At 58.0% G+C, this 19,920-nt stretch carries 19 protein-coding genes and 1 pseudogene; 13 read left to right on the plus strand and 7 right to left on the minus strand.

The window, feature by feature from the left end:
• The first annotated feature begins 94 nt into the window (after nt 1-94).
• The 9 genes from E8E95_RS02885 (at nt 95) to E8E95_RS02925 (ending at nt 6,983) form a co-directional block, all read left to right on the plus strand.
• Complete coding sequence (locus tag E8E95_RS02885) at nt 95-568, plus strand: VOC family protein (RefSeq protein ID WP_179058264.1); 474 nt, start codon at nt 95-97, stop codon at nt 566-568.
• A 68-nt stretch (nt 569-636) separates the two neighbouring features.
• Complete coding sequence (locus tag E8E95_RS02890) at nt 637-1,164, plus strand: nuclear transport factor 2 family protein (RefSeq protein ID WP_179058265.1); 528 nt, start codon at nt 637-639, stop codon at nt 1,162-1,164.
• 121 nt (nt 1,165-1,285) lie between these two features.
• Entirely contained in the window at nt 1,286-1,642 is a 357-nt protein-coding gene (locus E8E95_RS02895) for a DUF4286 family protein (RefSeq protein WP_179058266.1), read from the plus strand.
• Nucleotides 1,643-1,657: 15 nt separating this feature from the next.
• Nucleotides 1,658-2,149: a VOC family protein gene (locus E8E95_RS02900; protein ID WP_179058267.1), complete on the plus strand. Its 492-nt coding sequence runs from the start codon at nt 1,658-1,660 to the stop codon at nt 2,147-2,149.
• Between the two features lie 77 nt (nt 2,150-2,226).
• The gene (locus E8E95_RS02905; RefSeq protein ID WP_179058268.1) at nt 2,227-3,102 is read left to right on the plus strand and encodes an SMP-30/gluconolactonase/LRE family protein; all 876 of its coding nucleotides are present in this window, start codon (nt 2,227-2,229) and stop codon (nt 3,100-3,102) included.
• Between the two features lie 89 nt (nt 3,103-3,191).
• On the plus strand, nt 3,192-3,983 hold the full coding sequence (locus E8E95_RS02910) for an SDR family oxidoreductase (protein WP_179058269.1): 792 nt from the start codon (nt 3,192-3,194) through the stop codon (nt 3,981-3,983).
• A 57-nt stretch (nt 3,984-4,040) separates the two neighbouring features.
• Nucleotides 4,041-4,784, plus strand: coding sequence for an SDR family oxidoreductase (locus E8E95_RS02915; RefSeq protein ID WP_179058270.1), 744 nt, complete (start codon nt 4,041-4,043; stop codon nt 4,782-4,784).
• 257 nt (nt 4,785-5,041) lie between these two features.
• A complete protein-coding gene (locus E8E95_RS02920) occupies nt 5,042-6,025 on the plus strand; it encodes a LysR family transcriptional regulator (RefSeq protein ID WP_179058271.1) in 984 nt (327 codons plus the stop codon).
• Nucleotides 6,018-6,983 carry a LysR family transcriptional regulator gene (locus E8E95_RS02925; RefSeq protein WP_179058272.1) on the plus strand — a complete coding sequence of 322 codons (966 nt, stop codon included), beginning with the start codon at nt 6,018-6,020 and terminating at the stop codon, nt 6,981-6,983. The genes E8E95_RS02920 and E8E95_RS02925 overlap by 8 nt, the downstream gene beginning before the upstream one ends.
• Before the next feature lie 99 nt (nt 6,984-7,082).
• Here E8E95_RS02925 and E8E95_RS02930 read toward each other — a convergent pair whose 3' ends face one another.
• Nucleotides 7,083-7,637 (minus strand): nuclear transport factor 2 family protein, encoded by a 555-nt coding sequence (locus tag E8E95_RS02930; protein WP_179058273.1) that lies wholly within the window; start codon nt 7,635-7,637, stop codon nt 7,083-7,085.
• 100 nt (nt 7,638-7,737) lie between these two features.
• Complete coding sequence (locus E8E95_RS02935) at nt 7,738-10,041, minus strand: CocE/NonD family hydrolase (RefSeq protein ID WP_179058274.1); 2,304 nt, start codon at nt 10,039-10,041, stop codon at nt 7,738-7,740.
• A 415-nt stretch (nt 10,042-10,456) separates the two neighbouring features.
• Between E8E95_RS02935 and E8E95_RS02940 the strand changes: the two genes are divergently transcribed.
• Nucleotides 10,457-11,014 (plus strand): TetR family transcriptional regulator, encoded by a 558-nt coding sequence (locus E8E95_RS02940; RefSeq protein ID WP_280347980.1) that lies wholly within the window; start codon nt 10,457-10,459, stop codon nt 11,012-11,014.
• A 77-nt stretch (nt 11,015-11,091) separates the two neighbouring features.
• Here the strand turns inward: E8E95_RS02940 and E8E95_RS02945 are convergent, their stop codons facing one another.
• Together E8E95_RS02945 and E8E95_RS02950 are read right to left on the minus strand one after the other, a co-directional pair.
• Nucleotides 11,092-13,353: a CocE/NonD family hydrolase gene (locus E8E95_RS02945; protein WP_179058276.1), complete on the minus strand. Its 2,262-nt coding sequence runs from the start codon at nt 13,351-13,353 to the stop codon at nt 11,092-11,094.
• Between the two features lie 3 nt (nt 13,354-13,356).
• Nucleotides 13,357-15,096 (minus strand): CocE/NonD family hydrolase, encoded by a 1,740-nt coding sequence (locus E8E95_RS02950; protein ID WP_179058277.1) that lies wholly within the window; start codon nt 15,094-15,096, stop codon nt 13,357-13,359.
• Nucleotides 15,097-15,212: 116 nt separating this feature from the next.
• On the opposite strand from E8E95_RS02950, the gene E8E95_RS02955 reads away from it, so the two are divergent.
• Both E8E95_RS02955 and E8E95_RS02960 read left to right on the plus strand, forming a co-directional pair.
• Entirely contained in the window at nt 15,213-15,812 is a 600-nt protein-coding gene (locus E8E95_RS02955) for a TetR family transcriptional regulator (RefSeq protein ID WP_179058278.1), read from the plus strand.
• 178 nt (nt 15,813-15,990) lie between these two features.
• A pseudogene (locus E8E95_RS02960) lies at nt 15,991-16,161 on the plus strand (transposase); the annotation flags it as partial.
• Nucleotides 16,162-16,312: 151 nt separating this feature from the next.
• Here the strand turns inward: E8E95_RS02960 and E8E95_RS02965 are convergent.
• Together E8E95_RS02965 and E8E95_RS02970 are read right to left on the minus strand one after the other, a co-directional pair.
• Nucleotides 16,313-17,704 (minus strand): DEAD/DEAH box helicase family protein, encoded by a 1,392-nt coding sequence (locus E8E95_RS02965; RefSeq protein WP_179058280.1) that lies wholly within the window; start codon nt 17,702-17,704, stop codon nt 16,313-16,315.
• Nucleotides 17,701-18,291, minus strand: coding sequence for a hypothetical protein (locus E8E95_RS02970; protein WP_179058281.1), 591 nt, complete (start codon nt 18,289-18,291; stop codon nt 17,701-17,703). Before E8E95_RS02970 ends, E8E95_RS02965 begins: the two co-directional genes overlap by 4 nt.
• A gap of 112 nt (nt 18,292-18,403) precedes the next feature.
• Between E8E95_RS02970 and E8E95_RS02975 the strand changes: the two genes are divergently transcribed.
• Nucleotides 18,404-18,631 carry a helix-turn-helix transcriptional regulator gene (locus E8E95_RS02975; protein ID WP_179058315.1) on the plus strand — a complete coding sequence of 76 codons (228 nt, stop codon included), beginning with the start codon at nt 18,404-18,406 and terminating at the stop codon, nt 18,629-18,631.
• A 178-nt stretch (nt 18,632-18,809) separates the two neighbouring features.
• Here the strand turns inward: E8E95_RS02975 and E8E95_RS02980 are convergent, their stop codons facing one another.
• The gene (locus E8E95_RS02980; RefSeq protein WP_179058316.1) at nt 18,810-19,865 is read right to left on the minus strand and encodes a restriction endonuclease; all 1,056 of its coding nucleotides are present in this window, start codon (nt 19,863-19,865) and stop codon (nt 18,810-18,812) included.
• Between the last annotated feature and the right edge of the window lie 55 nt (nt 19,866-19,920).

A 19,920-nucleotide genomic window follows, 5' to 3' on the forward strand; every position in this document is an offset into this window, starting at 1 on the left:
GCTTTCGGAGTAGATGAGGAGGGTGGGCGCAGCTAACCTGGTTTCAAATGAATAACAATTGAATTTAAGACAAGCCTGAAATTAAGGAAAAACCATGGATCGTTATATCAATCGTCTGTTTCACGTATGCATCACCGTCGCCGATATCGAAGCGGCACTGGAGTTCTATTGCGGCGTGCTCGGGCTTGAGTCTATCGGCAAACTGCGGGGCGAAAGAGCGCCCGGTGAAATCCTCGGTTTTCCGGGCCAGATCATTGAAATCCATGCCGATCACCTGGTAGGCAAGGACAAGGAAAACGCGACCGTCATCGATCTTATCGAGTTCGTTTCGCCGAAGACTGTTGTCAATAAGAACCCAGCTGCACCGCTGAACCACGCAGGCATCAATCGTATGGCGTTTGGCGTAGACGATACCGATGCCATCTATGAGAAGCTGAAGGCGCGTGGTGACATCGTTTTCCTGTGCGAACCACAAGTCGTTATTGCTCCAACCGGCGGTAAATTCAAGATCTTGACCTTCAAGGACCCCTTCGACAACATCCTGGAAGTCATTGAATACTGCAAGTAATTGATCGTTGGTTAGAAATGCCACCTGGAAGCGGTTTTTCTTACACTGACAAACCGGAGAGTTTTGAAATGAGCGTCACACAAGATAAATCTGAGATTATCGAAGTGATCAACCTCTATGGCGTTGCTTTGGATAGCCATGCCTGGGACCTGCTGGACGACGTCTTCACCGAGGATGCCCATGCTGACTTCGGTCCGGCTGGCGCTGTCTGGAAGTCTGTTGGCGCACTGAAGTTCGCCTTTAAGGACTTTCACGAGACGCTGACCAACCACATGCATACCATGACCGGTTCTTGCGTTCACGTTGATGGCGATACCGCCTATGCATTGACCTATGGCGATTGGCTGCTGTCGCGCGACACGGCAGTGGGCGGTCCTGACTGGGTTGGCCGCGGCTGGTATGACGATGTTCTGGTCCGTACTGATAAGGGCTGGCGTATCAGCAACCGCGTTTGCCGACTGATTTCATGGACAGGAAACCCGAACGTTCCTGAGCCGGCTTACGAACAGCATCCGGTGATGACTACCCATACGCTGCGTAGTCATCGTGAACAAGGGAAAGTCAAATTCTTCGAGGCTATCGCCAAAAAGAAATAAGCAAAGAATAAGTCCACGCTCACTTTCGTTGTTTGCTGGAAGTGGGTGCGGGCTCCCTTTGTCCGAATTTCCCTTGTATTTGTTATTGAGAATTCCAGAAATTTATTGTGGAAGAAAAGCAATGAGCAACCAAACAGTGATTTGGACGGTTGGCATCAACTGCCAGGCAGAAGATGAAGAAAAATTCAACGCCTGGTATGACGAGATTCATGTTCCTATGTTGTTGAAGGGCGACTTTGTCAAGAAAGTCACCCGCTTCAAACTGGCAGAGGAAACCTATCATGTGGGCGCCACCACGCAGCCGTGCCCAACCTATCTGACGATCTATGAATTCGACAGTCAGGCTAAGTTCGAGGCGTGGATGAATAGCGAGGCGCGCACTGAAGCCGGCGTAGATAAAGAGCAGACATGGGGCGACAAGGTCTACGACGTCCAGTGGGCAACACGCTACAACCTGACCAACGCCTGGAATGTATAAAGGACGGTAACCGCGATGAGCGCATTAGTTAAGAAACTCCTGCATGTATGCATCACCGTGCCTGACGTCGATCAGGCCCTGAAATTTTACCGCGATGTGCTGGGTTTTGTTTCGACATTCGAAACTCGCACCGACGAAGCGGACGGCCCGCTTCTGGGTTTCGCCGAAGATGAAATCAGCATTTATGCGCACCATATTCTGACCGCAGGCGCAGATCCCAGACACGCCACTGAAATCAATCTGATCGAATACACCAAACCCTCCACCATCATTGGTGACGGTCCTTATGATTTGATGAATCAGGTTGGCATCACTCGTTTGGCGCTATTGGTCGAAGATGCCAAAGAGGCGTTTGAAAAGATTCGCACTTATGATGGCGTTGAAATCGTTTGTGCGCCGAAAGACATTATTATCCGCAAACCCGGCGGCAACCTCACGATGACCTGGTTCAGCTTTAAAGATCCGTACGGCGTATTCATTACAATTGCAGAGCCGCCTAAGGCATAAGTTCAGCGCAGTCCAATAATGCGGTTCTGCGTTGGTCGGATCGCCTACTGCGAGTTCAATAGAGTCCCGGAGTTAAGATGCAAATCGATGTTCTGGTCGATGTAAAGACGACCATCGGTGAGGGCCCTTTATGGGACGTGCAAGAACAGCGCTTATACTGGATCGACGTGGTCGACGGTCGCGTCTTTCGCTGCACCGCTGACGGCCGTGAGGTGCGGTCGTGGGATATGCCCGACACGATTGGCTCCATGGCACTGCGTCGCGATGGCGGTGCAATCGTGGCACTGGGTTCGGGGTTTCATTTCCTCGACTTCAACACCGGCGATACCCAGCTGATAGCCCACCCCGAGGCTGACAAACCCCACAATCGCTTGAACGACGGCAAGGTGGATGCGCGGGGACGCTTTATCGTAGGCAGCATGGACACCCGAGAGGGTTTTGCGGACGGCACGCTGTTTCGCGTCGACCCCGACTTGTCGGTGCACACCCTCGATGCTGGATTCGCGATTTCCAACGGACCTTGCTGGAGCCCTGACGGGTCGACGTTCTATTTCTCGGACACCTTCTCCGGGGAAATCTGGATGTACGACTACGACCTCGACACCGGCGCCATCGCCAACCGCCGTACCTTCACCAAAGAAGGCTTCACCGCCACGACCGCCACCGACGGTTCAACCGTCGATGCCGAAGGTTTCCTTTGGAATGCCCACGTCTACGCGGGAAAACTGTGCCGCTACGCGCCCGACGGCAGCCTGGACCGTGTCATCGAGATGCCGGTGAAGAAGGTCACCAGCGTCAACTTTGGCGGTCCCAACATGGACACCCTGTTTGTCACGTCCATGACCAAGCCACCGTTGCCTCGCTATCCGGGCGACAACGCGATGCGCGGGAGCCTGTTCGCCATTCATGGCCTGGGGGTGAAAGGGCTGCCCGAGCCACGCTTCGGGGGCTGACTGATTGCTTACCTTGCCGATGCTGCCGGGCGAAATCATCCGGCAGCACCATCAACGTTCCGCCACTGGCCACTAACAGGACCGCTGCAATGGCAGAGTTCAAAAACAAGGTTGTGCTGATATCAGGAACCGGCGGGCGGATGGGGCAGGCAGCTGCTCAGATGTTTGCCCGGGAAGGTGCGAAAGTCCTCGGATGCGATGTCGCAACCCGACGGGCTCAGGAGACGTGCAGACTGGTGACGGAGTCGGGTGGCGAGATGTTTTCGCTGGAGCCACTCGATCTGGCCAACCCTGTTGACGCGCAACGTTGGGCCGACGAAGCCATATCGCGGTGGGGGCGAATCGACGTTCTCTGTAACAACGCTGCGGGTGTAGCCATAGCACCGTTCGACGAAGCCTCGATTGAGCATTGGGACTTCACGATCCGCAACGAATTGACGATTGCCTATGTGGCCGCTCGCGCGGTTTGGCCGCACATGCTCAAGCAGAAAAAAGGCGTGATTGTCAGCGTGTCATCAATTGCCGGCCATCTCGAACTCTCAGGCTTTCCCGCCGTTGCCCATGGTGCGGCGAATGCGGGCGTTCAGGCGCTTACGCGTATGCTCGCTGCCCAAGGCGCACCGCATGGCATTCGCGCGGTCAGCATCAGTCCAGGGCTGATTGCCAATCCAGACGCACTGCCCTCCCCAACACTGGATGAGCACGGCTTACCGGTAGCGCGCCCGCTGTGGCGTCATGCGGCGCTAGGTCGACCCGCCCGTGCGCAAGAGATCGTCGAAACGCTGTTGTTTGTTGCATCGGATAGAGCGTCGTACATCACCGGCACGGACATCGCGGTAGACGGTGGAATGTCTAGCATCATCTGGAATTCAAGGTCCTGAGCCTTCATGGACAGCACATGCCTTTGAACAGTAACTCGAGCGCTACAGGTGGTAGTCGTGCACACACATAAAGATCGTGTCGCCATTGTTTCGGGTGCCGCAAAAGGTATTGGGCAGGAACTGGCGATTGGGCTCGCACAGCGCGGCGCCTTGCTCGCGCTGCTGGATATCGCGGATCTTTCTGAGACCAGCCGCCTCGTTGAGGAGGCGGGTGGTCAGGCAATTGCCGTGACGTGTGATGTCAGCCGGGAAGAGGACTGGGACGCTGCCGGCGAGCTCGTCAGAAAGGAATATGGACGCTGCGACATTCTGGTCAATAACGCCGGCATCTACCCCAACGTGCATATCGACAATATGGATTTCAACACCTGGAAGCGAACATTTGAAATCAATCTGGACAGCATGTTTTTCAGCGCGAAGGTATTCGTGCCAATGATGCGTGAGAACAAGTGGGGGCGCATTGTGAACATCTCTTCGACATCAATCGTCACCAACGCTACCGGCGTTAGCCATTACATGGCAACCAAGATGGGCATCATTGGATTTACGCGCGGGCTTGCGAACGATTTGGGCAACGACTTCATCACGGTAAATGCCGTTGCTCCCGCACTTACTGCTACACCGGGTACTGGTCATCTGCCTGATGCAGTACGCGATGGCATCGTCAATCTACAAGCGTTTAAACGTATGGCTGTACCCCGCGATATCGTCGGGCCGATTTTGTTTCTGACCGGAGAAGACGCGCAGTTTATGACGGGCCAGTTGCTCGCCGTCGACGGCGGCATGATGAAGGTCGGCTAGACAAAGGACTACCCGGGTCGCAGACCGCACCATTTCACTGTCGTGGTCCAAGGGCACATGCACCTCGCCAGCGCAACGCAGGCGAACGCTGAGCGGATTTTCCCAGCGCGGATACCGTCGGCGAGACTGCACGCTGCGGGTAGTCTGGCCGTCACCCCGAGGAGGTCTGGCAAGCCATTACCTATGTGGATAAAGTACGAGCTTCCCGCAGTTCGTTAATGCCATGTAGCAAAGAATAATAAGAGACGGTCCAGCGCATGATGCTCCCGAAGTTGATGCACATCCGCATGTTCGTTGCCGTGTACGAGGAAGGCTCCTTCACCGTAGCCGCTAGTCGCGAAGGGCTCGGCCAGTCCGGCGTGTCCGCGCACGTCAGGCAGCTGGAAACCCAGCTGGGCGTACGGCTTTTTTCCCGCGACCACGCGATTGTTCCAACGCCAGCCGGCCATGCCTATTACCAACAGTGTGTGCAACTGCTGCGCTTGCACGAGAGCGCCTGCAACGCAGTCGGTCGCCGTGCGGAACCATCCGAAGGCACGCTGCGTATCGGCATGATCCCCACCATGACTCGCTCGGTATTCAGCCGGGCGCTGCGGGTTTTCGAAACGGCCTATCCCAATGTTTCCGTGCAACTGACCGAAGGCACCGGCAGCGTGCTGGCGACCGCAGTCCGGCGCGGCATGCTGGATTTCGCCATCACGCAGCGCATGTCCTACGAAGCCGGCGGCGCCAGTGGCCTGGGCATTTCGTTATTCACCAGGACACCCGCGTTTCTGGTTTCCTCACCGAACTCAGACCTGCCTCATTGCGAACCGATTCGTCTGAGCAAGATCGAGGATCTGTACCTGGTGTTGCCCGTTGGCAGAAGACCGCTGCTGGAGCAGTACCTGATCGACCACAAGGTTAGGGTGGCTCAGCGGCTCAACTGGTTCGAGTCCATGCTCGGTGCCATGGATCTGGTGCGCTCTAGTCACTGGACTGCGATTATTTCCGGACTGTTTATCGCCGACGATTTGCGACGCCGGCGCTTCACCCTCAATCCGCTGGCCGATCCCATTCTCTGGGACGAGATGCTGTTGGTGGAGCCGGCGCGAAAACCCTTGGCCCCGATTGCCCAGAACTTTATCGATTTGTTGAGGCAGGCCACCGAGGAGATCAATGCCATCCCGATCCGCATTGCCTATGGCGATAAGGTGTCAAGCCTCGGCCAACCTTCAATGAGCGAATTTCGTCATGACTGATTCGCTGCCCGGTCTGCGGGAGATGCAACTGTTCGTGGCGGTGTATGAGACACGTTCTTTCACTGCCGCGGCGACACGTGAGTTCGCCACTCAGTCGGGTATCTCTCAGCACGTCAAGCAGCTCGAAGAGTTGCTGGGCGTGCAGTTGTTCGACCGTCAGAAAACGGTGGAGCCCACCGCAGCGGGCACGGTGTTTTACCAGCATTGTCTGCAGGTGCTGGCTGCCAACACCAAGGCACTGCAGGCGCTGGGCACCTTTGAGCGCGGACTTTCAGGCGAAGTGCGATTCGGGGTGACGCCCACCCTGGCGACCTATCAGCTCGCGCCGGCCTACCTACGCCTGATGGATCACAACCCCAACGCGTCCATCGCCGTGATCGACGCCCCCAGCAATATGCTGATCGACAGGGTGCGCGCCAATGAACTCGACTTCGCCATCATCCCGTCGATCTCGCAGCCGCCTGCGGATCTGAGCACGACGGTCTTTGCTGCCACACCGGCGTTTCTGGTTTCGTCCATCACCCATGTCAGTGGTTTCGAGCATGGGGAAGTTATCGGGCTCGATAAGTTGGCGGGGCTAAAACTCCTGGCGCCTGATAGCCGTGAGCATGCGCAGTGGATCGGTTCGCAGCTCGACGCGCCGTCGGGGCAGGGGCCGAACTATCAACTCGATGCCGTGCTGGCGACCCTCGATCTGATTCGGCAAAGCGAGTGGATGGCCATTCTTCCTGGCTTGCTGTTCGTTCACGACGTCAACGCGGATCCCGCCGAGCGAGACTTCAGGCTCAACCCGTTTTCCGGCGCCGGCCTGACCCTGGAACTCCTGCTGGTGCAGCCGTCCCGGGCAACGCCTTCACCGCTGATGCTGGAAACCATTCACGCGATCCAAGAGGTCACCCAGGAGCATATTCAGCTACTGAGTACCTTCCAGCTGGGCACTTCAACCGCGAACTCCTGATCGGACTTTTGCAAACTACAAAAGAATCGCGGCTAAAGACGCTCCTACGAGTTGCGCAGTCTCGTCGGAGCGGCTTTAGCCGCGAGCTGTTAGCGCGGATCAAGCGTCTTTAAGCGATTTTTCCGCAATCGGCGTACCCGAAAAGCCGGCAACTTTGCGCAGTACGCGATCCGTGCCGTCGCGCGGGCTACCGGACGCATCCGGATGATCATCGAACCAGTTTTCCTTGGGATAGCGGTACATCAAATCGACCATAAGGCGGCGCTCTGCAATCAGCCACACGCCGTCGCGGCGTTCAAAGCGGTCAAAGTAGCGCGCCCACAGTTTGACCGTGTCGCCGTTCCAGTGATGGCGCTCCGACGAGGCGTGGTCAGCCTGCAGATAGGTTTCGACATAGGCAATCTCCGGGCCGTCGAATTCGATCAGGCTGTTCCCGAGGAAATGCTGGGTGCGATTGAACCGGGGCATTTCGGCAGTCAGGAATTGAAAAAATCCCTCGGCGCCGCCGATATGCAGGCTCTCGGGAAAGTGGATGTAGGCATCTTGGTGGAAGGCGCCACGGACCAGAGACATATCGATCCGGTCGAGACCACGGCAATAGCGCAGCAGTACATCGTGAATTTCGGTACGTGCAGCAAGTTCTTCGAGAGTCATAGCGAGCTCCTGTATTCATTGTTTTTGGACATGCGGTTTTCGAATCCCGGGCTCGTGTTCAAACGAGCCCACCACGTGCTATCGAATCAGGATTCGGCGGTTATGCGTCTCTCGCCGGCACGATTGGCAGCTGGATAAACCCCGGACGATGCGGCCCGGTGTAGATCGTGTTCCGCGCACCGTCGTGGTAGGTAGCGTCATAGCCGTGGCGGGGGCCATGATCGACGCCGTCGAATGGCTGAATGTCCACGCGCAGGCGATAGCCCTTACGGATCAACGCGGTGTTGGGGATGATCTCGATCTCGACCGGCACCACCTCGTTACCTACAAGCGGGGCGTAGTCGGCTTTGCGGTGCGTGTGCTTGACCGTGTAGTTGGTTGAGCGCGATGCATCGATTCGGCGATGCGACACCTTCAGCCAACCCTTGGCGAGCGGGTAGTTGGGCACGTTCATACCCATGGTGGTCGGGCCGGCGTAGTCGACTTCCTGGCCGCTCTCATCGAGCACCCGCAGGCTCACGTAGATGTCCATGTCCATGCTGGTGGACGACACCCACAGCTTCGCTTTGCCATAACCGGCGAACACCATGTCTTCGTTCACCGGATCACTGATGAACGAGATGCCCGTCCTCCAGATTTCCAGCACCGCTGGCGGTTTTACGGGCAGAAAGCAGGGCGGCATGCCGGTGCGCAGTTCCAGGGGAATTTCAGCGCTGTAGTCGGCTTGGCTGTCGACAGTTGGCGGTGTCAGCGACAGACGCAGAAAGTCATCGCGATAGGCATCGCCTTGCCAGTCCGATGGCGTGGCGTCGAAGAACCATTGCGGGTAGGTGGTTCGTGCGATGGGCCATTCATTTTCTTCCTGGATATAGGAGGCGCCATTGCCGCTACGAATCTCCAGGCGTACTGGCGCGGTGTCCATGACGCCGTTGTCGATACCTTTCAACCAGTAGTCGAAAAACGCCCGATGATCGGCGATGGCGGTACGCGAATAGGGCTTGGTGAACCAGTCTTCCCAGAAGTCGATTTTCTTCGACTCAGTGTTGGTGGCGAGGAAGGCCTCGCTGCTGCCGAGCTGGTGGAAGTGCGCCATGTGGGTGGTGCAGGCAACGGCCCAGAGCGGCACCTTCACCTTGCTCATGTCCGGGCTCATCAGAATCGTGGAGCGGGGGCCGAACGCTACAGCGGGGTCCGAGTCCCGGAAGGTGGCTGCTTTGAGCAGGCCGATGAAGTCGACCGCATTGGGCTCGCCGCACACGGCTGCAAGCACTCCGGCCCGGTACCAGTGGGTGAAGAACTCTTCATTGAGGATGCCGCCGGTATAGGCCACCTCGTCGTACAGATCCACGTCGGTGCCGATGGCGATCATCGCTTTCAGATGCCGGGGCTCCAGGCTGGCGGCGGCGTGCTGGCTCATGGCGTAGTACGACATGCCCCACAACCCGACATTGCCGTTGGACCAGGGCTGCACGCCGGCCCAATCAATCGCATCGCGAAATGCCTCGGCCGTTTCAATGCCGAAGGGCGCAAGCGTGCCCGGATTCTGGCCTGAGCCGGGCCCGTCCACACGCACCAGTATGTAGTCGTGCGGCACCCAGTCCACGGTATTGGCCGTTTCATGGTTCTCAAACACCTGTCCATCCGGATTGCCGTGGAAGTAGCGCTCTTCCATCTCCTCATGGGCGTCGAATTCGGCGTCGTTAGCGATGGAGTGGTGGTAGAACGCGCGACCATAGGGGCCGCAGTTCATGATCACCGGGAACTTGCCTTCCTTGGCCGGGCGGAACACATCCGCATACACGTACAGGCCGTTTTGCAGCGGAATCTTTACGTCTTTGAATCGCAGAATCCCTAGGATATGGCGGCGTACTTCATTTCGTGCAGTCGCGGCAGTGCACAGCGTGCGCGGCGTACGCTCGGAAAAGACGCCAGCGGCCGAAAGTTCGGTGAGTAGCCTGGCGATAACGGGGTCTTGCTCGAACTCGAGCACGGGGTTCAGCGCCAGGCCGGCAAAGGAAATGTCGTGGCGGAAGTTGATGCGCTGCTTGCCGAGAATTTCGTGGGCTGCCGGGTCGATGGTGATGCCACCGTTCAGGTTGCCATCGCGGTCGAGCGAGCAGAGGAGGCGGGCAATGTTAGTCAGACCGGCATCGCACAACTTGTTGATGTTGCCGTCCACGCGACTGACGATTTCCGCCAGGTTGATGTGCGGCGCACCGAGCGCCGAGCCAATCGAGGTGTTGCCGAGCAGGAAGGCGACGCGTTCGCCCTCGCGGTACTGGAACTCGCCATTTTCGTTGGTCAGCCCGCTGAGGGTAGGCGTCTGGTATCTGAGGCCGGTAACCGGGCCGGAAAAAATCCCGGTGTGCAGCGTGCTACGTGATGTCTGCGGGGTACTGCTCATGACGAGGTCCTCTTGTTGTGCAGATCTTGGTGTTGCCTGGGGGGCGGTGAGGCGAGTGTAGGTCGTGCGAAAATTAAACTCAACACGTGTTGAGTAAATTGATTTAACCTGTATCCGGCCGCGCCGATCAAGCCGATAGCCACCCCGTACCACGCGCAGACATCGGGCGCTGGGTAGAGGCTGCTTGGCCGGATGGCGGTGAAATCCATGGGGGCGGGATGGCAGCAGAGCTCAGGGGTTGTTATGTTTCGCGCCAGCCGATTTACCGATGTCCCTAACTGACCCATTCCCTTTTTCGCGGCAGCGAAGAACCTGACATAGCGGCGCCATGACAACTCAAGAAGAACCAAAAGCAGTAGCAAGGCGAGGGCGCAAACCTGGACGTCCATCGGGCTCTGGCAGCAGTCGACAGACCGTGCTTGATGCAGCACGGGCGCGTTTTGCCAGTGATGGCTTTACCGCGACTACGATGCGCCGCGTAGCCGCAGATGCCGGCGTTGACGTATCCATGGTGATGCAGTTCTTCCGCTCGAAAGACGAACTCTTTGCCGCGGTCATGAATATTCCTGAGTCGGCGCTGGAGAAGTTGAGCGAAGTATTCGAGCGCGCGGACGAGCATCTCGGCGAGCGCGTAGTCCGCGCCTTTTTCCAGGCGTGGGACGGTGCGCCCGAGGAGTCGGAGCCGCTCATGGCGATGCTCCGGAATGCGATGGTGAATGAGCAGGCGCGTCACCATCTGCGGGACTACATCGAGTCCAGGTTAACGGCGGGGGGCAGTGAGTCGCTCGGGCCGGACGCTCGCATCCGAGCTGGGTTGGCACTGTCGATGCTGGTGGGTGTGGTTACCGGGCGGCAGATCATCGGCGTGCCGGTGCTTGCCGAGGCCAGTCAGGAGGCGCTGGTGGCGATGGTTGCGCCGACTATCCAGCACATGCTGTTGCCGGCCGGTACGGGAACGACTGCTGCTGACTAAACGCCGCTGTGGGGACGATTCAAGCGGGAGTCAGGGTGTCCACCTCCATACGCCAGGTGGCACCCTGAATTATCCACCTAAGGGACGATAGGCAGTTGCAGGTAACTCGGATGATCCGGGCCCGTGTAGATGCGGTTCACTGCGTCGACGTGATAGCTCTTGTCATAGGCGCGAACCGGTACGCCCGCCGGTGCATAGGGCTGAATATCCACCAGCAGACGGCAACCTTTGCGGATCATCGCGGTGCTGGGGTTGAGGCCGACCTCGATCGGTACGATCTCGCCAATCTGCAGCGGGGCACAATCCTCCTCCAGGTGGGTATGCACGGGCCAGTACTCGGTTGAGCGCTCGACATCGAGCTTGCGGCGAGACACTTTCAGCAAGCCATGGCCAACCGGGTGAATGTGAACCGGATCCACAGGAAGCACCACCGACTCAAAACGAATCTCCCGGTCGTGCTCGTCCAGCACGCGCAGCGACACAAAGACATCCATGTCGGCACTGCTCGATTCCACCCACAGACCGACCTTCATGTACCCGGCGAGCACCAGGTCTTCGCTCATCGGCTCGCTGACAAACGAGATGCCCGTAGACCAGCGCGGCGTGCCGTCATTGGAGCCTGCAGGCGCGAGCGTGGGAGTGCCCAGATCAAGGTGCGCGTCATACTCGGCGCTTCCTGGCGCGGTGGGCACGGTTTCGTTGATGCGCAGCACATTGGGGCGCCGTCCATCGTTTTGCCAGCCTGAAGGCCGGGCATCGAGGTACCAGCGGCGGTACTGGGTTCGCGCAATCGGCCAGTCGTTTTCGTGCAGGACGAAATGGGCGCCGTTGCCAGTGCGCACCTGCACCCGCACGGGGGCCTCGTCCGGCACGCCGTTGTCGATTCCCTTGAGCCAGTAGTCGAAGTAGCGCATGTGTTCTGCAATCGACTTGTTGCTGTACGAGTCCGGGAACCAGGCATCGGCAAAATCAAATTTCCGTGCTTTGGAGGCGGTGGAGCGGATGTAAGTTTCGCTGCTGCCCAACTGGTGAATGATGGCGCCCACCTGAGGGCCAACGATCCATACCGGTGCGGTGGCCCTGCTCATATCCGGGCGCATGAAAATGCTGCCATTGGGGCCATAGGCGGCGGTGTCGTTGAACGGCGTGGCCAGGGCGCGGGCCATCCAGTCCGTTTCGGGGCGCTCACCGCAGTGGTTATTGCCGGACCAGATCTTCCACCACCAGTTCCAGAACCCGGCACCGAAGATGCCGCCGCCATACAGGGCCTCATTGTAGATATCGGAGTCGGTGCCTTGGGCGATCATTGCCTTGAGATGCGGTGGCTGCAGGCTGGCCACACTGTGCTGGGCCATGGCCAGGTAGGACATGCCCCACAAGCCGACATTGCCGTTCGACCAGGGCTGAGTGCCCGCCCATTCGATGGCGTCGTAATAGTCTTCAGCTTCCTGCACGCTGAAAGGAGCTTGCAGGCCTGGGCTCTTGCAGACGCCGCGTGCGTCCACACGAATGCAGACGTAGCCCTCTGGCACCCATACCGAGGTGTCGACGGTTTCGTGGTTCTCGTACTGGGCGCCATCCGGGTTTCCGGAGAAATAGCGGTCCTCCATTTCCTCCTTGCGCAGAACGTCGGCCTCGTTGCAGATGCAGTCGTGATAGAAGCTCTTGCCATAGAAGCCCTTGCTCATCACCACTGGGTAACGGCCCGGGGCGGCGGGGCGGAACACATCGGCGCAGACGTAGGAGCCGTCGCGTAATGGAATGCGCACATCCGTCATCTTGATGATGCCGCGAATATTGCGCCGCAACTCGTTACGACTGGTGGCTGCGGCGCACAGCGTGCGTGGCGTTCTGGCGGTGAAGACACCCGGCGTGGCGTTCAGCGTGTCGAGGATCAGGAGCAGGGTGGGATCGTCGGCAAAGTCGACGACCCCGCCCTGGCCCATGGGCATCACAGGCGGGCTGAAGTTGATCGGCGTAGCGCCAATCAACTCGTGCACAATGGGGGAGATGGTGACACCCGACTCGATATCGCCTTGCTGATCGAGGGTATGGACGAACCGCGCCAGGTTGGTCACCGACGGGTCGAGGAGCTTGTCGAGTTTGCCGTCCACACGCTTGGCGAGCTGCGCCAGGTTCAAGCGTGGGGCGGCTTCGACGGCACCCAAAACAATACCGCCGACCAGAAAGGTAATGGACTCATTGGCGCGGTACTGGAACTCGCCAGAGGCGCTGGTAACACCGGACAGCGTGGGCGTCTGGTATTTCAGGCCTGCAATGGGGCCAGCAATAATACCGGTCAGAACAGGACTCGGAGTGGGAGCAGAAGCGTTACTCATGGATCAAACCGCCATAAACGGAAGTTGCAGATAGGAGGCATGCTGCCCGCCGGTATGAATCACGTGCTGCCCGCTGTTGGCTCCGGCGTATTCAGCAATGCCAGGCATCAGTGTTCCCGAGAGATTTCGCGAGCTGATGATGAAGCGCAATTGTTCGCCCGGGTGGAACGCCAAGCCGATGGGGAGCAGATCGATTTCGATGTCGACGATCTCGCCAGGCGCCAGCTTTTCCACACGGTCGAAGCTGTGAGCCGGGACGTCGTCGGTTGACAGCGCTTCATCGAGATGGCGAGTCGATACCCGCAGGCGGCCATCCGACCCTTTGTAACGAAGCACGGTGGCGCCGTGGTCGGTCAGGTCATGCACCCTGGCGCTCTGGTTATGGGCGGTGAACTGCTGCAGTGGTGAACCGTACTTATCGAGCTTCTGGATAAGCACAAACAGGTCCATGTCGTCGGCGCCGCGTGCCTCGACCCACAGATGCGCCTTGGGATAGCCCACCATTACGGTCTCTTTTTCGAAGCGCGTGATGAATGAAACCACATCGGGGTTAGCGCCCACGTCGTAAATCGCAGGGACCTCGTCGGTGGGGGCACTGGCGTTCAGGGTGCGTGCACCGCCGTCGAGGTACAGTTTGGTCGAGACCACTTCCTTCGGCGGGAAGGCGTCTGCGGGCAGATTGAGCTGGTCACCGCCCTGGAAGTCATGCAGCGCATAGCGCACGCGGGGGGTGGTTTCCCAGCCGTTATCTAGGTCTTTGAGGTAGCGGTCGAAGAAGCGGCGCAGGTCTTCCACGTTGGCTTCGTCGTAGTAGTCCGGCCACTCCTGGCTGTTGTGGATGCGAAGCCACTTGTCTGCCGAGGCGATGCGTCGCCAGCCGCGGAAGGTGCCCGCGGTATGCAGCGTGTTGGAGTAACTGGCCACCACAAAGGCTGGCACGGTGATGCGGTCGAAGTCGGGGATCTTGTTCGCCCACAGCTCGTTCATGAGCGGATAGCGCTGCGCCTCGGCCAGCACGTCCTCTTTCTGGCTCTTGCCAAAAAAGCTGCCGTTCTGAAGCAGGCCCGCGAAGCCCGTATCCGGCATGCCGCCGCGCATCACCAGATCGCGGTAGACATCACTGACACCTTCCCACGGGTTGATCGCCGCCAAGTGCTTGGGCTGCTCGGCGGCGGTGAACCATTGCGACACCGCAAGGTACGAGGTACCGCTCATGCCGACCTTGCCGGTGCACCAGCTCTGCTCGGCCAGCCATTCAATCAGGTCGTGGCAGTCACGGCCTTCCTGGCGGTCCCACAGCACACTGTCGCCTTCGGAGTCCACCACGCCACGCACGTCCGGGTTGCAGATGGCATAGCCGTGGGCACACCAGTAGGCCGGGTCCGGAGCCTCGAATTTGGCAAGGCCGGAAACGACCGAATTGCTCAGCCCCACCAAGCCGAAAACGCCCATCACACTCACGGACGTGCCCTGGCCCTTGCCATAGGGACTCCAGGCCACGATCACCGGCACTTTCTCGGTGCCAGCAGGCCGGAATACGTCGACGTAAATAGTCACACCGTCGCGCAGCGTCACCGCCACATCTTTTTCAAACACGATGTCGACCGGAATGGGCCGAAATGGCGGGGCGACCTGGAACCCTGCCTTCAGCGTTCGGGTGCCAGGCTCGAAGGCAGTGAACACACCGGTTCTGGCCGGCGGTAGCGGTTGGGACGGCACGAACAGTTTTTGGTAGTCAGTCATGCTAACTCCTTGTTGTTTTTTGATTGCGGGACCGATTTCCATAAGGTACGACCGTCGACGAATTAATTCAACATGTGTTGATATGTGTGGGGTGTCAAAATATGTAGAGAGTGACGATGGATAAAAAAACTACCTCCACAGCGCGTCGTGGACGGCGGCCCGGGCCAAGTAGCACGCGGCAGAAAGTGCTGGATGCCGCGCGTGTGCGCTTTGCCAGTGCGGGCTATACCCGCACCACAATCCGGCTTGTAGCGGCTGACGCGGGGGTCGATGTGGCGCAGGTGATGCAATTCTTCCGATCCAAGGACGAACTTTTTGCGGCAGTGATGGCGATTCCCGAGTCCGCGCTGCAACGGTTCGGTGCCCTGTATGAGGGCCCCGACGAGTACCTGGGTGAGCGGCTGGTTCGTGCCTATCTCACGGCGTGGGAGGGCATCGCCGAGGAGTCCGGCCCTCTGATGGCCACGCTCCGGGGCGCGTTCGTCAATGATCAGGCACGCAATCAGTTGCGCGGTTTTATCCAATCCAGATTGCTGGCCGGCACCAGCGAACGCCTCAGCTCCGACGCCATGCTGCGCGCGGGCCTTGCGTCATCCTTGCTCGTCGGATTAATCGTTGGTCGGCGGGTCTTCGGAGTACCCGTTCTGGTTGCCGCGGAATCGGAAGAGCTGGTCAAGGTTATGGCGCCTGCCATTCAAAAGCTTCTGGTGCCGTAGGCAAAAGCCGCGAATGCCGGAAAGGGGAATGACAACATAGCCAGCTTTTCTCCTGCCATCTTTTAATCCGTGCACGTTGGCGTGTTGCTGTGGCAGACCGCCGCGCTGAATGTACCTGGACCTCGGTGACCTAAACGCCCAGCGGGCAGCTTTCTACAGCCCCATCAGGCACCTTTTGATTGACCCGGAGTTGATGGTACGCATGCTGTCGTCGGCTACTACTGCTACGGCCTTCGCTCCGAGCGGCGGTTGTGCGAAGGTGCATCTGAACTTGGCCTACCGCCGGTTCTGCCGGGTGGAGCTGGAAGATGAAGTGCCGTACCACTCGACCTTCTCCAAGAATCGCCATTTCGGCCTCGGTCCGGTAGCTGACGACTTGTCATTGTGGTCAAGCAGGACGCCGCCGCTAGCACGCTGAAGCGCGTGACCGGCAACTACCTCATGGCTGGCGTGTCCGGTCTGCGGTAGTACGAGCTCACAGCAGTACTTTTCCTACAGACCTAGAAAAGTGCTAACAACTGATGGTGATAATGCTGCGAAAAACTGACCTGATAGGCTGATGTGATATCGGAACTGTCTAATGACAAGCTCCGTCCGACACCAGCACACACTGGAGTCTCAGCATCCTCGTTCTGCAAGCTACCCAGGTGGAGTCCGACAACCGCTTCACCAATGACCTCGCCAGAGACAGTAGCAGTCGTATGCACACGGCTCAAAAGGGCTAGATCCTCAGGTAAATCATCAGCCACTCGCTGGGAGAATCCTTCGAGTGTTGACTCCGCTAAAACAAACAACCAAGCCTGATCATCAAATGTGCCCGTACGTCGTAGCACACGCCCTAATACCTGCCGATAGTGCAACTCCGTGCGAATGCGGCTGAGGTAGCAACAAACTTGTAGTCGAGGAATGTCCGTTCCTTCACTGATCATCCCTACCGCAACGATCCAACGGGAGTTGCCGCTTCGGAATTCATTTATCAGGTACTGGGCGCGCGCATCTCTGTTGGTAACAATGCGGCAAGACTCTCCCTTGGCTTCAAGTGCCAGCGCAACCTGGTGGGCGTGATTGACGTCGGTAGCAACTACGAGTCCAGCCGCATCCGGCTTGATCGCCCGGAGTTCATCGAGTTTGGCGATCCCCAGAGCGAGCATTTGATTGATCATGTCCGGATGGCGAAGCAGCTCCTCGTACGAGACCGGCGACTCACTCAAAAGCTTGTCGATACTAGGAAAGAGTGTGACCGTGCTGTCATCTGCTAGCTCTTCAGTCAGCTTCACCGCATGGTTATCCAGCAGCACAATTCGAGGCGAGCGGCATACATTATCTGCAATGGCCTCCTCCAATCCGTATCGATAATCACAAATCAATCGGCCCTCAGGCGCTGAGTAACGGGCCAGCGCAATCCCCTTGTCGTCGGAACGCCATGGTGTGCCCGAGAGCGCCAACGTAAATGCTGCACGATCCTGTATTTTCTCGATGATCTGCTGCCCCCATGCATTGCTCAAAAGAGGATCATGGCCAGCGCAATGATGAATCTCATCGAAAACAGCTAACACTCGATAGTCGTCCAAGAGCGCCCAGAAAGCCTCTGCCTGATACTCCATCGCCTGGTAGGTGCAGGCGTCACCGATGGCGCCGATCAACCCATCAAATCGCTTACCTAACACCCCAGAGAAGGTGGAACGGAACCCATCGACAACTTGGCAGGAAGGCGCAAAACAGAGCACCAGATCGATCTCGCCTTGCTGGAGCAAGCAGTTGGCCAATTCTGCTGCCATCCGCGTTTTTCCAGCGCCTGGCGTTGCTTGGCAGAAGAAGTGCGGTGTCGTGGCGTAATGGTCCAGCGCCGTCTTAATGCATCGACGCTGCCAGTCTCTCAATGATGCTTTCATAACATTGGCGCAAATGTCTTCAGGGTATTCTCGACCGCGCGAAGATGACCTAGCAGGCGAGAGCTGCGATCCCGTGCCTCAAAATAGTCACCCTCGACCCGGTTCCTAAGGTGGGGCATTTCATCGAGGAGTTGCTTGTAGCGCTCCGTCTCTCCCATCGCAGTCAAAAACTCGAGCCGAATCTCCTTCAGCAACGATTCCAGATGCTCCAAGACATCGATCTCTGAGGTTGATGGCGCCTCATGAGCAATGTCCTGAGCCGGCTGCTGCAGCGGCTTGAACTGTGGCGGAGGATTGATCTTGAAACCATCGTCGATGAGTTCGAAATTCAGGCCTTCTGGGATTGGTCCAAGGTGATAGACCTGTCCGCGCTTGCGACGCTCGGGGTCCTGAGTGATCCAGCCAACTCGTAGCATCCGCCGGATCTGCTCATACACGTACCGACGCACCTCGCTGAGGTTGAAGCTTGCTCCAGCAAGGCACTCAGCATAGGCATCGCGCAAGTCACGGGTCGTAAATTGCACGTGCCTCTCCTGCTGCAGCAGCTCGTACAGCCGCCTGTCGAAGATGAACGAATCCGATTTCATGCGGGGATACCTGGAGCGGGTGTCGCGGCACAACGAAAAATACGGATTATAGTCCGTGGTCGATGCGTCCGCAAACGCAGGATATTGCCGCCTCAAGGGAATCGAGGCGGCAATGGGTCAGCTTGCAAACGCGTTGGGCAAGAACATCCGAGCACAAAGGAAGGCCAAGGGGCTTTCTCAGGATGCCTTGGCGTTGTCCTGCAAAATTGACCGAAGCTACATGGGACGCATAGAGCGCGGCGAGGTAAACCTCACCGTAGAGAAGTTGTACTCCATAGCCGTTGTGCTGGAGTGCGAGCCAGGATCTCTGCTGCCCCCAGCATCCATTGGCCTCGATTGATGGCCAGGCAGGGTTCGAAAGAGACTCAGTATTCTTCGAGCTGCCTGCTTAGTAAGCATTCTCCTTCCGCGTCCATTTAGCAAAAACGGGGAGCGGACCAGCTTCCGACGACATTCAGTCGAGCCTGTCTAGTAATCCGGCTTTATCGCGCCTAATTGCTGTCCACCCGCCAATTTAGCTACTGGCATCCGAGAACGGCATCATGGAACCGACGGAACTCTTCGTCTCGCTCTAGCAGCAATGCGATGTCCACTCTTGAGGCTGCTAACTGGAAATGCTCGGCTAGGTATTTTCCGCCCCTGCGTCGGACGACGTCCCGGTCAATATCAATCCAGGTTTCGATCGATGGGTTCGGAATTGAAGGGACCCAGTCTTTGAACTCCAGTCCTTGCGAGAGCATGGCCGCTGTCCCCACTGGATCGCCATCGCTGTCTGTGACGATCAGCACCTTAGATTCGGACTGGAAGGTGTTCCACAGCGCATTGGCAACGCATGGAATGGTCAGCTTGCCCATCGCCGTAATGATCTTCACTGATCGACCAGAACTAGCTGTCGCGAGTATGCGTTCGACGAACGTGGCTATAACCACACGATCTGCCTCTCCCTCGCAAACAATCAACAAATCGGCAGCTGTGGGTTGTGCAGGCTGAGTCGCTAGAACCAGTCCCATCATGGGGTCGAAACGTAGGTGGTCAATTTCGATAGTGCGAGTTTCCTCAGCCGTGACAACCTCGCCCTCTGTCGGAAGGTAGATGGTGCCTTCCTCTGACGCCCCCCGAAGCTTCGGTTTCAGGACGTTCTTGAAGCCGCTGCCGCGAATGATGGCCGCATCCATATCACGTCGGTCGAACAGAATTACGTTGAGTCCTTTGCCGAGCATGAGCGCATCGACAGCGTCCTTCGCGTATCCCGACATGGAGATGAAGATTCCGATTGTCCCCGCGAGCTTGCCATCCACCTTGCCCTTGAATTGATAGAGAGTGGACGCCGGCAGCGGTTCAGAATGCCATTTGGCCTCAAGCAAGTAGATTCGTCCGTCGAGATAGATCGAACCATCGATCTGCTCTACTGCCGGGCGATATCCAGCACGTGGTTCAAGGTTGTCTAGCGTAAAGAGCTTATGGAGCAGGCGCTCGAACGCATAGCCTCGTCGGCGCTTCTCATTTGGATCAGAATCAGCGGGCAGGTTCGAAAGCTCTTTGTATTCTGTTTGGATTTCTTCGAGACAGGTTATCTAGTCACACAATAAGGCAAGCGGCTGAGGGAGACCCAAAGCCAGTGCGTGGAGA

Origin of the sequence: Pseudomonas sp. BN414, assembly GCF_029871275.1 — a bacterium.
Lineage (GTDB): Bacteria > Pseudomonadota > Gammaproteobacteria > Pseudomonadales > Pseudomonadaceae > Metapseudomonas > Metapseudomonas resinovorans_C.